16 protein-coding genes and 1 pseudogene are annotated in these 16,034 nt (G+C 30.8%); all 17 read right to left on the reverse strand.

Translation table 11 applies throughout. From position 1 onward, the window contains the following. Positions 1–333: 333 nt before the first annotated feature. Positions 334–1,416 carry a glycosyltransferase family 4 protein gene (locus tag G581_RS0107825; RefSeq protein ID WP_083962668.1) on the reverse strand — a complete coding sequence of 361 codons (1,083 nt, stop codon included), beginning with the start codon at positions 1,414–1,416 and terminating at the stop codon, positions 334–336. Positions 1,417–1,464: 48 nt separating this feature from the next. Beyond that, positions 1,465–2,226 (reverse strand): YveK family protein, encoded by a 762-nt coding sequence (locus tag G581_RS0107830; protein WP_028845353.1) that lies wholly within the window; start codon positions 2,224–2,226, stop codon positions 1,465–1,467. Beyond that, positions 2,207–3,082 (reverse strand): glycosyltransferase family 2 protein, encoded by an 876-nt coding sequence (locus G581_RS11045; protein WP_051179064.1) that lies wholly within the window; start codon positions 3,080–3,082, stop codon positions 2,207–2,209. Before G581_RS11045 ends, G581_RS0107830 begins: the two co-directional genes overlap by 20 nt. Beyond that, positions 3,075–4,166: a glycosyltransferase family 4 protein gene (locus G581_RS0107840; RefSeq protein WP_028845354.1), complete on the reverse strand. Its 1,092-nt coding sequence runs from the start codon at positions 4,164–4,166 to the stop codon at positions 3,075–3,077. Before G581_RS0107840 ends, G581_RS11045 begins: the two co-directional genes overlap by 8 nt. A gap of 19 nt (positions 4,167–4,185) precedes the next feature. Next, positions 4,186–4,539, reverse strand: a pseudogene (locus tag G581_RS0107845) (transposase); the annotation flags it as partial. A 95-nt stretch (positions 4,540–4,634) separates the two neighbouring features. Further along, positions 4,635–5,468, reverse strand: coding sequence for a glycosyltransferase family protein (locus tag G581_RS0107850; RefSeq protein ID WP_028845356.1), 834 nt, complete (start codon positions 5,466–5,468; stop codon positions 4,635–4,637). Continuing rightward, positions 5,434–6,492, reverse strand: a complete 1,059-nt coding sequence (locus G581_RS11050; protein WP_051179066.1) for a glycosyltransferase family 2 protein — start codon at positions 6,490–6,492, stop codon at positions 5,434–5,436. Before G581_RS11050 ends, G581_RS0107850 begins: the two co-directional genes overlap by 35 nt. Further along, positions 6,483–7,064, reverse strand: a complete 582-nt coding sequence (locus G581_RS11055) for an IS3 family transposase (protein ID WP_083962670.1) — start codon at positions 7,062–7,064, stop codon at positions 6,483–6,485. Before G581_RS11055 ends, G581_RS11050 begins: the two co-directional genes overlap by 10 nt. A gap of 8 nt (positions 7,065–7,072) precedes the next feature. Continuing rightward, entirely contained in the window at positions 7,073–7,201 is a 129-nt protein-coding gene (locus G581_RS11930) for a transposase (RefSeq protein ID WP_038065619.1), read from the reverse strand. Positions 7,202–7,267: 66 nt separating this feature from the next. Continuing rightward, positions 7,268–8,530, reverse strand: a complete 1,263-nt coding sequence (locus tag G581_RS0107870) for an O-antigen polymerase (RefSeq protein ID WP_156875233.1) — start codon at positions 8,528–8,530, stop codon at positions 7,268–7,270. A 5-nt stretch (positions 8,531–8,535) separates the two neighbouring features. Then, positions 8,536–9,702 (reverse strand): glycosyltransferase family 2 protein, encoded by a 1,167-nt coding sequence (locus G581_RS12260; RefSeq protein WP_051179070.1) that lies wholly within the window; start codon positions 9,700–9,702, stop codon positions 8,536–8,538. A gap of 189 nt (positions 9,703–9,891) precedes the next feature. Continuing rightward, positions 9,892–10,248: a glycosyltransferase gene (locus G581_RS0107880; RefSeq protein WP_028845358.1), complete on the reverse strand. Its 357-nt coding sequence runs from the start codon at positions 10,246–10,248 to the stop codon at positions 9,892–9,894. Positions 10,249–10,352: 104 nt separating this feature from the next. Next, positions 10,353–11,318 (reverse strand): GDP-mannose 4,6-dehydratase, encoded by a 966-nt coding sequence (locus G581_RS0107885; protein WP_028845359.1) that lies wholly within the window; start codon positions 11,316–11,318, stop codon positions 10,353–10,355. Beyond that, the gene (locus G581_RS0107890) at positions 11,315–12,418 is read right to left on the reverse strand and encodes a glycosyltransferase family 4 protein (RefSeq protein ID WP_028845360.1); all 1,104 of its coding nucleotides are present in this window, start codon (positions 12,416–12,418) and stop codon (positions 11,315–11,317) included. Before G581_RS0107890 ends, G581_RS0107885 begins: the two co-directional genes overlap by 4 nt. After that, the gene (locus G581_RS0107895) at positions 12,415–13,182 is read right to left on the reverse strand and encodes a class I SAM-dependent methyltransferase (protein WP_028845361.1); all 768 of its coding nucleotides are present in this window, start codon (positions 13,180–13,182) and stop codon (positions 12,415–12,417) included. Before G581_RS0107895 ends, G581_RS0107890 begins: the two co-directional genes overlap by 4 nt. Further along, positions 13,172–14,572: a flippase gene (locus G581_RS11070; RefSeq protein WP_051179072.1), complete on the reverse strand. Its 1,401-nt coding sequence runs from the start codon at positions 14,570–14,572 to the stop codon at positions 13,172–13,174. Before G581_RS11070 ends, G581_RS0107895 begins: the two co-directional genes overlap by 11 nt. A 158-nt stretch (positions 14,573–14,730) precedes the next feature. Beyond that, positions 14,731–15,879 (reverse strand): GDP-L-fucose synthase family protein, encoded by a 1,149-nt coding sequence (locus tag G581_RS0107905; RefSeq protein ID WP_038065629.1) that lies wholly within the window; start codon positions 15,877–15,879, stop codon positions 14,731–14,733. Positions 15,880–16,034 lie beyond the last annotated feature (155 nt).

Consider the following 16,034-nt stretch of genomic DNA (forward strand, 5'->3'; position numbering starts at 1 on the left):
TTTTAACCACTGTCAAGTTAAGTTGGTCTAACTTCTCCCTGCCACAAGTGGCGAGGCTTTCTGCTAATCTCTGCTGGTAATTGATGAGAAAGGCAATGAAGCATCATTTGAAGTAAAGGATGCTGCAGGATTAAAGGTTGGTGATAAGGTCGAAATTAAGAATGGCGTGGTCAAAAAAGCCAAAGAAAGTGACATGGACAAAAAAGCGCCTAAATCCAAATATTAATCAGACAGACAATTGTCTGACATGCTCCACCATCTTAACACGGGAAAAACAACCTTCCCGTGTTAAGATACATCTATCATAAAAAAATCGTTCAATTGCTTAGCTATTTAATATTTACTTTTTCTATGAGGCATTCTCTTATGGATAATGCTCCAGTAAACAGATGTGTAAATCAAAATAAATATTAAACTGAAAACCACACAAAGAGCAGTGTCTCTCCAGAAAAGCAAAGCTGGCAAAACTCCAAGCAGATTGATCATCCACATAAAAGGCGATGTGGCAGGATTTCTGTAAATGGGATTATCTGTTCCAAGAAGACGTTTAACTATAACCTTGTAAAAAAGCATATGAAAATGTAGCCCATCAGGACTCATAGCTGAACGTTTTCTAAGTAGCTTCTTCCTGTATATTGAAAATAAAGTTTCATATATTGGATAGATATTTACCAAAACAGCAAACCATGCTGATACTTCAGGGTGTCTTTTAACAAGAAGGATACTCATCACAGCAATGAAGAATCCTGTAAAATAAGCTCCTCCATCGCCAAGGAAAATAAGCCCATACGGATAATTTAATATAAAAAATCCTGCAAGCGCTCCTACCATTACCACACATGAGGTAACAATAAAATAATCTCCAAGCTTATAAGCAACAAAGCTGATGCTTAAAAGAATCATAATGCTTACCATACTTGCAAGCCCGTTAAATCCGTCAATAATGTTTACAGCATTTGTAAGACCAGCTATAGCAACCAGACTGAATATAAAAGAAACCAGCTGAAATTGAAACAAGGCATCAACATATGGAATATCAACCCTTACAACAACTGCACCTGCAAGAAAAAAAGCCAGAACTCCGGAAATAACAATAAAAAGCATCCTTATTTTGGGATAAAGTTTTCCTGTAACATCCTCAATCAAACCGCTTAAGAAAGCTGGAATTGAGGCAAGAAATACAAATGCGTAGATAAGTTTATAACCTTCTCCTCTGTATAAAACCAGTGCCACTGTCACCATAAAAGCAAGAAAAAGTCCAGCTCCTCCAAGCCTTGGAGTGGGATTTTTATGAAAGCTCTGGATCCCGTCATGAACATGGTCTGTAATTAATGATTTTTTCCTTTTACATACTTTTATGATAAAAAAACATGAAATAAATGAAATCAGAAATGAAACTATCAAATATATCAGCATCTACATCACCTCAAAAAACTATACAAACACTTTTGTAAACTATGAGTTTTACTGTGTTGATCTAATCCTGCTCCACCACTCAACAACAAAAGCAGAGAACACTCCAAGTATCAGAAATGTTACTCCCGATACAGCTATAATTAACTTTCTTTTAGGTTTTACAGGAGCATCAAGGGAAGTTGGCTGTTCAACCACATTTAATATAAATATGCTGTTTTTATCTGACTTCTCATAACCCTGTCCGAACATTTTCTGATAATTCTGCGAAACCTTGTCCAGTTCCTTTTCAAACTCCTCAACAGCAGCTTTTAAGATATCCTCTGCCAGTTTTTTATCTTTATGTTCGGATAAAACTACAATAGCCTGAGTTTCTCTATCTACTTTGCTTTCAAATAGGCTTTTCTTATTTCCAAGACTTCTCTCTAAATTCTGAATTTCTTCTGTATTGCCATAAATCGCTTTGATTCTGTTTAAAACCTTCTTTTTAAATTCCAGACTGTTCAATATAGCAAGCCCCATATTATTAACCTGCTGATTTGCCTGGAACGGGATTATAAAAGAAAACTTATTTTCTCCTTTAAACTGATACTGCTGAAGATTATTTAAAAAAGCCTGTGTGAAAGAAGAATCCACCAACATAGTTGTCCTTGCCTGATAAATGTTTGGCATTAAAAAGCTCATCACTGTTGCAGCTACCACACCAAGCACAAAAACTGCAATAATAAGCTTAATTCTCTTTTTTAAAACAAGAAGCAATTCATAAAGGTCTATCTCGTCTTCATGTGATTCTTTAGTTTCTCTTTCTGTCATCTTTCAGTCCTCCAGAGTTTGGTTTATTATATCCAAATTTTTCTAAAATTTCTTGATTTATTTTTTTTCTTTCACTGTCATTAAACCAGCCCCATTTATTAAAATACTTAATCGCAGATTGTATATGATACATGAGTAGTTTTTTGTTTTTGTAAGATCCTTTTCCATATTCATGATAAATATGTATATACGGATAAAAAATATTTTTCGCAACTCTGTATATTCTCCTTGACAAATCCGTATCTTCAAGATACATAAAGAATCGTTCATCAAATAATCCAACTTTTTTCAAAATATCTACTCTTAAAAACATAAAACAACCAGATAGATAAGGAATATTCATAATTTTATCATAGCCTGTAAAGCGTAACTCATACATTTCATTTCGTTTTTCAACAATTTTTCTAAATACCCCAAAATTTAAAAATCTTCTTCCAAATAGATCAAAGGGAGTAGGCAAAAGTTTACATAAATACTGGATTTCTCCATCAGGATATAAAACCTTAGGCATTATGTTTCCAACATCTGGGTTTTCTTCCATATATTCATAGATATTTTCTATTGTCCCCTTTTCAAAATATATATCAGGATTTAGCACTAAATGATAAGGCACACTATCAGCTATACTTTTTCGCATAGCGATATTATGAGCTGAGCCATAGCCTAAGTTAGCATTGTTAAATATATATTCTATCCTTCTATCTATCGTTGACAACTCTTTTAAATCATCATTATTTGAATTGTCAACTAAATATAATTTTAAATTAAGTGAAGTATTAATAATACTGTCAATAACTTTTAATAGTTGATCTTTGTTGTTACTATATAAAACTATTGATACTGATAAATCAATCATTATTAATCACCTTTTCTATTATCTTCAAAAAAGAAACTGCGGAGCTTTCCCATGTATATTTTTTGGCATTTTCAAATCCTTTACTTATAAGAAAAGTTCTTAAATTATCATCGTACAAAATTTTTGCAATTTTAGTTGCAATATCGTCAAAATCTAACGGATTGAAATAGAATGCTGAATCACTATATATTTCCTTAAAAACAGGAATGTCGGATAAAATAACAGGGCATCCACATGCCTGAGCTTCAAGAGGAGGAATTCCAAATCCTTCATACAATGATGAATAAACAAAACAAACTGCGTTTGAATACAATTCGATGAGTTTTTCATCAGAAACTCTTCCTAAAAACTTAATGCTATCATTATTTTTTAAGCTATCTAAAATTATTTTACTATTTTTCCCAAATATTTTTTCATTTAAGCCACCTACAATATAGAGCTTCATATTTTTAACTTTTAACCTAAGAAATGCCTCAATTAAACTTATGAAATTTTTATGATAAGCTATTGAAGAAACACCTAAAATATATCTCTCGTTACTTTTTATTTTCTTTGGCTTAAATTTTTCATTCACTCCATTATAGACAACAGATATTTTATCATTACTAATACCAAAATAAGTCGATATCTCTTTTTTAGAAAATTCACTAACAGTTATAATATGTCTTGAGTATTTAATCATTAAAGGAAAAATAATTTCATAGTATTTTCTATAGCTATAGCTAACTGGATGTTTTAGATGAATGATATCATGAATAGTAATAACCTTATTTTTATAAAAAACTGGTAGTGTATTAGAAAAGTTTACCACTAAGGGATTAGCATTTGATTTTAAAAATTTTAGAAGTGAAATCTGATCCCATAAATGCCCTTCAAACTTTCCTATTTTCTTGACACTCAAAATATTTGCAATTTTATTATGAATTATGTTTTGCGGAGAAACAAACAATATGTTGTATTTTGTATTCAGTTTTTTAATGGTTTTACTTATCTCAATAGCATACCTTTGAACTCCGGTAATTGGCTGAGTTAAAAATCTTGATGCTATAACTAAATCTATTTTTTTATTACTAGAATTGAACAATTTTTTTAGGTACTGTCAACTATTTTGTGTAAATTTGATAAAGGGGCAAATTGAGCCGCACCTTTCCTATCGGATTTGATCGCCAGCTCAACTCCATCTTTAACGATATAAATGCAAGGAGCCTATAACAGGCATTCTCTCCAGCTACTATTTCCATAGACTTTGTTCTTCTCTTGAATTCCTTATTCAGCCGCTCAACAATATTTGTTGTCCGTAATGATATCCATTCCTCATCGGGAAACTTAAAGAACGTCAAACAAGCCTCTATCGACTGGCTTAATGATTTCACCGCCGAAGGAATCACTTTATTCCATTTCTCGTAAAAGCTCTTATAGAGTTCATCCGCCTTTTCTTTTGAGGATGCATAAAAGATCATATATTGCCTTATAATATTTTTTATATATAAAAGCATATACTAAAAAGCTAAAGATTATTATTAAAGAATTACGTAGTAAACTCTCTAAGTCATTAATCATACAAGAATCTCATATCTCTAAATTTCATCATATAATAAACCGATCTTAATTTAATATAAATTTTTACTAACAACCTCAGTATTAAAGGATTTTCATTATTAATTAAAAGTGCATTATTGTCTTCTTTATATCTTTTAAGGAATGTTTCTTTATCTTTATTTTTATTTAAAACAGAATATGTTAGATCATGGTCAATGATATAATCAATAATCGTAAACTTTTTATTATTTTTTTGGTAATCTTTCATAAAGTAGTTATCTGTGCCATAAAATTTTAAACGTTTATCATAACCTTTGTATTTATTACAAAAATAATTGAAATCAATAATCATACCGCTATTAATTGCTGTCTTAAATAAAGATAAAACATTACCTTTAATTTCTTTTTTAAAATAAAAACCTTTAAAATAAAACAAATAGGCTGGACTTATCAAATGATTCTTATATTTTATTAGAGGTATGTATAAATTTGTCCTTTCATATTTTTTTAAAGCATCTAAATGGGCTAAAAAAAAGTTTTTGTCAAATTTGGAATCATGATCCAACAAAACTAAAAATTTATAAGATTCATCATAATAATTCAAACGTACTGTATTGTATATTTTTGATAAAGGAGTATTTTCAGGTGTATGAATGTATTCCACGATTAATTCATTGAGTTCTTTTTTCAATCCATCTAGTTCATCAGAAGATTGGGCATTTATACTATTATCCCAAATAATTAATTTAGAATCTTTAATAATATCCTTTGATTTCTTTATGGAGTTAACAGATTCAGACTCAGACAATTTTTTATTGTAAATTACTAATAAAATTATATATCTCATTTTTAATTTTTTTATATCTATATTTAATTCCAGCAAGTTTGTAGTAAATAAAACTTATTATCAAATAAATAAAACCAAAATTTGATAAAATTATTTTATAATTTTCCGAAAAAAAATTCTTAGAATTTGAAATTCCATTTAATTGATGAGATGAGATTAGTTCATCGGTCAATTTAACATAATTTTTATGGAACTTATACATGATTTGATTTTTATCAAAATCAGAGAATACCTGATATTTTAAATTAAATAAACTCATCTTTTTTCTATTATATAAAATACCCTGGTGGTGTAATGTATTTTTAATTTTTATTTTCCAACTCCATTCAGGACAGTGAACAATTTCAACTTTATCACTTATAGTTTTTACTTTTCCTACAATCAAATCCATATTTTCATCTAACTGTTTATAATCAGGTATTTTTAACAAGATATCCCCAATGTTAACAAAAAGAAGCCATTTTCCATTTGCACACATTATCCCCTTATTCATTGCATCATATATCCCTTTATCCTTTTCACTTACCCAATAATCAATATAATCCTCATATTTTTTTATGATGTCGAGGGTGCCGTCGGTGGAGCCGCCGTCGATGATTATGTATTCCACATTGGGATATGTTTGATTGATGACGCTTAATATTGTTTCTTCAAGGTATTTAGCGCCGTTATAGACTACTGTAATAACAGTAATAAGAGGAAGATATGTAATAGGTGTTTGATATTGAGCGTTAGATGACAGATATTGCTTTATTTTAGACTGTATATCCTCTGGTACTGGCATGACAGGATTATTATCACTATCAGTTATAAACCACTTACCATCAACCAACTTATATGAATGTTTGAAATACCCTTTTGTTCTAATGCCACCTTCGCCCTGTCTACCTTCACCTTCAGGCAAAAAGAGCATTGTTTCAAATTTATCATCTGGATTACCTGAAATTGTTGAGTTTTGTATGTTAAACTGCGGAATATTGATTTTGGAATTGCAACAATTTTTTCCACACAAAGTTAAGCACATTTGAAATAACCTCTATAATATCTTTCTAAATATTCTCTTGGGCTATTATATCCACGAGCAGAATGTAATCTCTTAGAGTTATAAAAACATTCTATATATTCAAAGATCTCTCTTTTGGCCTCTACTCTTGATTTATAACCACCTTTCTTTAGATAAAGAAGTTCTCTTTTTAATGTTTTGAAAAAACTTTCACAAACAGCATTATCATAACAATTCCCTTTGCCACTCATGCTCTGTTTCGAGCCATATGAATTTAATAACTTTCTAAAATCATTACATGCATACTGAACCCCTCTGTCAGAATGAAATATTAATCCAGTATAAGGTCTTCTCTTAATACAGGCATTTCTTAATGCTTTAATTGTTGTGTCAATAGCTGTTAAACTGTTTGATCTAGAATGACCCACTATTTCACGATTATATAAATCCATAACAGTTGTTAGATAAATAAATCCCTCTCTTGTTTTAATGTAAGTAATATCTGAAACCCAGACCTCATTAGGTTTTGATACTGTAACTCTTTTTTCTAATAAATTTGTAGATATTGCATATTTGTGCCTTCCTGTAAGTATTCACTCCTTTATTTGCATAATAACTGGTAAGGAGCTCCTAATTCATCTGAAATCTCTTTTACAGTCTTTGTAGAATCTAAAGTAAGTTCTACTGCTTCAATCTTAAATTCTTTTGTGTAAACTCTCCTTTTAATCATTTTTATTCACCTCTCTATATATTTTTATAATAGTCTTATCTTTGTATCTACTAAGTTATAGCAAGATCAAAAAGTCCTTTTTTTATTTTCTACTAACACAGAACTTACTGTGTAAATTAATGAGAACACGATTAATTCAGAAATATAAGAAAAAACGGCATAACTAAGATCTGCCTCTAAAGAAAATACATTTGATAAAATTAAAACAAAAAATATCAATGATTCTAAATTTCCTTTTACTAATTTGATTAACTTGTTTCTCAAAAAACCGATTAAAGTCCCAAGAAGAAAAGAAAATATAATTGCACCAAAATATCCAAATGCAACATAGCCCAATACATTATGTCTTGCATTAGGGCCTGTATTTTGTTCTATGCCATACACAATCTCAACCAACTGATTACCAATTACTCTAACATGTTCTAATCCTAAAATATCAACTAATCTATACGGCAAAACAAGATTAAAAAAATTTCCTTCAATTAAATTTATGTTATCATCTACATAAGACATCATATAAATATCTCCCGTCATAATAATACGAAAAACAATTCTTATCAAAGGGTGTTCATCTGTAAGTAGAATTGTAAGAATAATTAATGTTATAAAAGCTAGCAAAAATATTTTAAAGGATGCTTTGTTAAATTTTTGCATAATTGTAGGTATTGATAATTTAACAGATATAAAATATGCAACATAAAATCCTACAAATATAGCACTAATAAAAACACTTTTAGAACCACTTAGTATAGAAAATATAATAAATAAAAAAAAGATCAAATAATCAAAAATTTTAAATTTGAATCCTAATAAAAATTTATAACTTAAATAACTTAATATAATTACACTTGTTGTGGAGGATATAGATGCAATAAACCCAAAGCCGCCCACTGTAGCATCAAGCCTTGATGGCATAAATAATGGTATTCCTTTGAATGTGTATAATAACAAATGACTTATTAAATAAAAAAAACTTGATAACAAATATATTACTTTTACTCTTTTTGAAATTCTTAAATAAAAAAAGTGTTCAGGTTTTCTTATTTTCTTTAAGTTCACTGGTTTAAAAAGTAAAAAACCAAAAATCAAAAATGCTTGAGTAAGTAAAAAATGTACAACATAATAAAGTTTTATATCTCCTGAAAAAAATAGAATAAAAACTACGCTATACCCAGCTGAAGAAAAAATTAAAAAAAACAATAAAGGGTCAAATAATGAATAAATATTTTTTTTATAAACCAATAAAACTGAAGTCATTGTCAAAAAAACGATAAATAAATTGAAACCAAAATTCTCCAAGAATAATAGTGCAAAATGTTCGTATGGCATAGATTTTATCTTTTAATAAAATTATTGTTTTTTGATTTAATATGTTGGTAGCAACAATACAAGAAAGACAACGCTCCCCAAAATAAGCCAGAGTTTCTTATAGATATTTTAGTCATTTCTAAAATCTTTAGCTGTGCACTTACCCCATCTGGCATAGCATAACTTATAAACTTATCATCACCTATAAATTTAGCCCCTGTTCTATAAAGCCGCAAATTAAAATCATAATCAGCATAAGTTGGATACTTAATGTTAAAAGGAGGTCCAACATGCAATATTTTGGGTACTAAAAGTGCTTGATGATGCAAAGTATTTCCTATATTTAATTTCCATCCATGCACAGAATTAAATATTGAACTTTTTAGGTAAACTTTACCATATATGATGCTATCATTATTTTCTATTATAGTTTTTTGAGATGGTAATGACAACACTGTGTCTCCAGCACCTAGGAATAAAATTCTTGAATTTTTATTTACTAAAATCCATCCCTTATTCATTGCATCGTATATTCCTTTATCCTTTTCACTTACCCAATAATCGATATAATCCTCATATTTTTTGATGATGTCGAGGGTGCCGTCGGTGGAGCCACCGTCGATAATGATGTATTCTACATTTGGATACGTTTGATTGATGACGCTTAATATTGTTTCTTCAAGGTATTTAGCGCCGTTATAGACTACTGTAATAACAGTGATTAAAGGAAATTCTGTAACAGGTGTTTGGTGTTGGGCTGTGGATGTCAGGTACTGTTTTATTTTAGACTGTATATCCTCTGGTGCTGGAATGACAGGATTATTATCACTATCAACTATGAACCATTCACCATCCACCATTTTATATGAATGTTTGAAATATCCTTTTGTCCTAAGGCCGCCTTCACCTTGACGGTTTTCCCCTTCTGGCACAAAAAGCATCGTTTCAAATTTATCATCCGAAGAGCCGATAAACTTTGAGTTTTGTATTTTTAGCGCTGGATAATTAATGCTAAATTTTGTGTCCTCTGTGACTCTGCCATTTTTATCGTATTTGAGACAGTCGTCAAAGGAACGGAGATAAAGGTGGTGAGTAGTGATCGGTAATTTGTGATCGGGAGAAGAAAACTGTAAATGATGATCAGAACACTTTGTCATATTTTTAATTTTTATTCCCTTTGGATTTTTTCTCATAAAATAATTAATTATTATGAGCTAAAGCACTTACCATTTATTAAAATTATAGTGGTTGTTTACAATAAAAACATAACCCATAATAAGATAAATTTCAAGCACTCAAAAATTTAGAAATTAATAATGCTAACTTTACAATTTTTTTCACCTAACCAACTATCATCTAACAACAAATTAACCCCAGACTAACTATTCCCTCTCACAATTCACTGCTTTTGCCTTTCCGATCACTGTCTTTTGATCACCATTCCTCAATACTTCCTGATACAATCTCACATACTTTTCTACTACCACCTTACTATCAAACTCTTTTACTACCTTTCCCCTTGCATTTTTGCAAAGCGCATCGTAGTTTGATGCATTTAATACCCATTCTATACCGTTTGCAAAGTCAGAAGTATCAAATGGCTTTGCTAAATAACCATTAATCTTGTGTTCAATCATATCGCTATTTCCACCTACATCAAAAGCCACCACAGGTTTACCGCATGCCATGCTTTCCATTATTGCATTGGATAAATTTTCTTGTAAACTTGGAACAACCATCAAACAATAGATATAAGATGTATATTTTCAACTCTTTTTCTTTCCAAAAATTAAAACCATTTTCTAAAAATTTGTTGATAAATTTACTTGTGAATTGGGGTTTATTATTTATTTGAAGCATTATTAAGTTCTTCTTCAATCAAAATATCTAAAACCTCAAAAAAAGACATATCGTAATTCCAATCTAAAATTTCTCTAGCTTTGCTATTATCACCATAAATATCCTCTATTTCGTTAGGTCTGAATAAATTTTTGTCTTCAACTATCAGTCTCTTATCAATATTTAAAAAATTAAAAACATATTCAACAATATCTCTAAGCAAAATAGACTTACCAGAGCAAATGATAAAATCATCTGCTTTATCTGATTGAAGAATTTTCCACATCGCTTCAACATAAGCAGGCGCATATCCAAAATCTCTTTTTACATTCAGATTTCCCACAACCAATTTATCCAAAGTGCCATTTTTGATAGCAATAGAGTCTCGTATAACTTTTTTGACAAAAAAATTGTTACTTCGTAGATATGACTCATGATTAAACATTACACCATTTGAGACAAATAAATTGTAAGACTCTCGATAAGTCGTTATCATAAAATAAGAAGCCATTTTTGAAACTCCATACGGGCTTACAGGATGCATCGGAGTATTTATAGTAATTGGCATTTTTTCAACTCTTCCATACATCTCGCTACTAGAAGCTTGATATAGTTTTATTGATGGGCTAAAAAGTCTTATGCTTTCAAGTAGATTATTAACAGATATTGTATTAAATGTAAAAGTTCCAATTGGCTGTTCAAAAGAGAGCCCAACGGAACTTTGGGCCGCAAGATTGTATATTTCATCTGGTCGGTATTTTTGGATTATTCTTATAACATTTGCCATATCATGCAAATCTAATTCTTCAATAGTAACCCTATTTTCTATGCCTAAATATTCAAAGTTCTTAGTATTTACACATCTATAGCTTCGTAATGTACCTACAACTTTATAACCTTTTTCAAGTAAAAGTTTTGCAAGATATGGCCCATCTTGTCCGCTAATGCCTGTTATTATTGCTGTTTTCATTTCAGAATACTTTCATATATTTTTTTAGTTTGTAATGCTGTTTTTCTCCATGAAAATTTTTTTAATTGTTCAGTGCCTTTTGAAATCAAAATATTGCGAAGTTCTTCATCTTTTAAAATACTATCAATTGCATTTTTTATAGACTCTTCATTATATGGATCAAAATAAATTGCTCCATTTCCTGCTATTTCAGGTAATGAGCTCGTATTACTGCATACCAAAGGACACTTACATGCAAAAGCTTCAAGTACTGGAATACCAAATCCTTCATATAAAGATGGGAAAACAAAAACCAAAGCATTTTTATAAAAAAAAGATAGACTTTCATCATCCAAATCTTTTTGAATGATCTGATTTGAGATTTTTAAAATATTAAACAATTCATTTTCTTCAGATTTAAACTTTCCTCCACCGACACAAACTATATTTAGCTCTTTATCATTTTTAAGCAGTGGAGCAACACCTTTAATAAATCTATCAAAATTTTTATATCCACCTCTTGAACCAACAAAAAGTATATATTTTTCTGGGATAGAAATAGTTACTTTCATATCAGCATCAATAAACAGAGAATTACCAAGATATACAACTTCAATTTTTGAGGCATCTGTCCCAAAAAGTTCAATCAAATCTTTTTTTGTACTCTCTGAGATTGCTATTATTTTTGTTGCCTTTTTTACTAATAATCTTTTATGTTCACTCGTTTTATCTCGCTCACTAAACATCTCGCTAAATTTTTCATGTATCATGTCATACACAGTCAAAACAAATGGCTTATCGCCAAGATATTTTAAAAAGTATGGATCATAATATGTTGGATGAAAAATGTCAAAGTTTTGTTTTTTTAAATTAAAAATTGTATTTATCTTATTGATAAAATTAAAAATTCTTTGCTTTCCTCTAAACTGTTTATTTGGCAAAAAATCAAAATATTTTACAAATTTTTTATCAGAGATATAGGGATTATTTGAAACTATTAAAGATGTATCAGTTTCAATATGTTCCATTCTATCTAACTCTGATATTAACTCATAAAAGTATCGTGATATTCCTCCATACTTTTGTAAAGTAAATATTTGATGGTCATAAAGAATTTTCATCCATTCTCACTCATTTTTAAATAATCTTCCCAAGTCTTACTCTTGAGTTGTTTTTGTAAAATTTTATGAAGTCCAAATTTACTAAACTTCAAAATTTTAAGCTTTAGGTTTGATATTTTTTTATCACTTAAAAGATGTAAACCATCTAAATTTTTATAGTTAAGATTATATTTCTTTGCTATAAATTCAAATGTTTTTTCACTATAAAATGATATATGCTGACCATGATCAAGTCCATAATACCACCAGTCTTTTGGCTTTGGAATAGGATCTGGCAATAGTTCAGTTGAAAAAATAATATTTTTAGAAATTGTCAGTAATCTTTCTATTTCTTCAATAGGTTCTACAAAATGCTCAAAACTTTCAAACGTAGTAATGGCTTCATAATTATCTGATAAACTTCCTTCAAACCCTCTTGCAAATATGTTTTGTGTATATTTATCACTCCAATAAAAATCAAAACCGATATCCCTCATCAATCGTACCAAAACGCCATATCCCCCTGCATAATCTAAAAATTTTGCTTTTTTGTCAAAAAACAAGGATAAAAGCACCGTAAGTTTCTTAGACAAGTAAATATTTCTTGATAAATATCCAGTATCTGAAATATTGATAGACTCACTATACGCTTCCTCGAGCCAATATGGTTCTTCTGTTTGTAGAAAACCACAATTAGGACAATGAAAATAATCAATAGTATATTTATTCAAAATTGTTTCATTAAATATTTGATTTGTTTTCTGATTACATATTTTACAATTCATTTTTTTTCCTCAAAAAATATTCGTATACATGCACAAAAAAAAGTGCTCTTATTTTCATAACAAACAATAATCGTATTTTTTTATGTCTAAAAAATATATCACTCAAAACTACAGATATTAAATAACTTATTAATGTTGATAGAGCAGCGCCTTTAATATCGTAAATCGAAATCAACACATAATTTAATAATATATTTGACAATGCTCCCATGGATACTTTTATTGTAAGCAAATTAGCTTTATTTTCCATATAAAACCATTTATCATTTGCTACACTTAAAAAAACAAACACCCCAGCCCAAATATGTATCATTAAGACACTTCCGGCTTGACTATAAGCACTTCCATAAAGTAAATTTATTACCCAATCTGACAAAAATGTCATGGGAAGCGCTATAGCTATAGCCATCCAAACCATCAAATCATAAAGCCTCTGAAGCCTTGCATAATAAAGCTCTTCACTCTGCTTTTTGGCATTTACTATAGCTGGAAAAAGTGAACTTGTTATAACCATTGGGATAAAATACCATGCCTCAGATATCCTTACAGCTGCGCTATACTGCCCCACCGCTTCGCTATCTAACATCTCTTTTATCATGACTTGGTCGATTTTCATGTAAATCAAAATAGCAGCACCAGCAACAGCCATCAACCAGCTTTCTCTTAACAAAGCAGCTGCGGTTGATTTGTTGAATGTTAAACTAGCAAGAGCAATTCGTGTGTTTGTGTATTTGTTAGTGGTTTTTAAAAAGAAAAAGATAAACCCCAAAGCTAGCACCACACTATCAAAAAGCACCACCCAAGCAAACGCTATAAGCGGGGCTTCGTTTAGTATAAGAGCTACTTTGACAATGCTGGAAATTAGTAAGCTTATCACATTGGCAAATACGACATAACGACTGAGCACTTTGCTTTGAAAATATAAATCTATGACATTAAAGCTTTGAAAGATGGTCGCAGATGCAATTATAAAGACTAGTGTATTTGTATAGCTGTCATTTGATGTGAAGTTTACTGCTATCGCCAAGATGACTAAAACCCCAAAAGCTCCCATAAGTTTCAAGCAAAAAGCGGTGCCTATTAGCTCATTTTGACGGCTCTCATCTTTGACAAGCTCTCGCACCACGATACCATCCAGCCCTAAGGTAGCAAAAGCACTAAAAAGCCCCACAAATGCCCCTGCATAATTTAAAAGCCCATATTGTGCAGGTCCAAGATACCGTGCCACCCATACCCCTACAAAAAGGCCCACTATCATGCGCAAAACTTTTTCTGTAAAAAGCCAGCCAGTATTAAAAAAATATTTACGAAAACCGGCATGTGAGGCTAATTGTGAAATGTGAGATGAAAAATGTAAAATGGGAGTTGTTAAAGCTGAAATGATGGCCATTTAACTTTTTTCCTTAATTCTTTTAATCAGCGCATTAATTTTGTTATAAATCTCTTTTAATAATTTATCCCTAAAACCCATATATCTAAATTTTTATGCGAAACATTTTCTAATCCACGCATCCCATCTCACACCTCACTCCTAACAACTATCCGCTATCACCCATTAACCAGCTCACCATACACCCTTCTTATCCCTTCCTCCAGTCCAATCTGCGGTTCCCAGCCTAATGATTTTATTCTGCTTACATCCAGCAATTTCCGTGGCGTGCCATCAGGTTTTGTTGTATCCCAAACAATTTCCCCTTTAAAACCAACTATCTCTTTAATTTTGCAAGATAGTTCTTTAATAGTTAAGTCTTTGCCTGTTCCAATATTTACAAAGTAATCATTACAAATTTTTCGCATATCCAGTGCATCTACATTTTCCATTAAATATACGCATCCATCCGCTGCATCATCAACATGTAAAAATTCACGGTAAGGAGATCCAGAGCCCCAGAGAGTGATGTAAACGTGAGATGTAAGATGTGAAATGTAAGATGGGAGTTGGAAGGTTATACCAAGTTTATTAAGAATGGATAAAATTTCTTCTTTTGACGGGTTGGTCGGTAGTATCAAACCAAAGCCAATGGGATATGTTTGTAAGTTTTTAACAATAGCTTCAAAGTTTTCTTCCTCTAAAAGCTTTGCAAGGTGCAATTTTCTTAATAACGCGGGCAGCACATGAGCCGTTTCAAGGTTATAGTTATCATCTGGTCCGTATAGGTTTGTAGGCATAACTGAGATAAAGTTTGTGCCATACTGTTCATTATAATATCTGCACAGTTTTATTGCTGCTATTTTGGCAATGGCATAGGGCTCATTAGTTGGCTCAAGCGGGCCTGTTAAAAGGTACTCTTCTTTTAATGGCTGAGGCGCAAGCTTTGGATAAATACACGATGAGCCCAAATTTAAAAGTTTTGTAATCTTACATCTATAAGCGCTATTGATAACATTAAGCGCAATAGCCATGTTATCGTATATAAATTCTGCCTTATAGGTGTTATTTGCAAGTATTCCACCCACTCTGGCAGCAGAAAAAAAGACATATTCAGGCTTATGCGTTTCAAAGAAATTTAACGTGTCAGACTGATCTCTGAGGTCTAATTTAAAAAAGCTGACAGGTGCTGAGTACCGGGTCTTTGGTTGTTTGACGTGATACGTGGAGATTATGTTGGTGTAACCTTTTTCTATCAGTGTTCTGATGATAGCACTTCCAACCATTCCTGTGCCACCGGTAACGAGTATTTTTGAATCAGGGCTCAGGGATTGAGTGTTAGTTATTAAATATTGGGTACCAGAAACTGAAGATACAGTGTTACTCATTGTTAATACTCCTGTGCTTTATTTTTATTCGGGCTTTTATCTGTTTAGAAGGATTTTCTAATCTAGATATCTAATCATCATAGCTTTATGAAGTA

Source organism: Thermodesulfovibrio thiophilus DSM 17215 (genome assembly GCF_000423865.1).
GTDB classification, from domain to species: domain Bacteria; phylum Nitrospirota; class Thermodesulfovibrionia; order Thermodesulfovibrionales; family Thermodesulfovibrionaceae; genus Thermodesulfovibrio; species Thermodesulfovibrio thiophilus.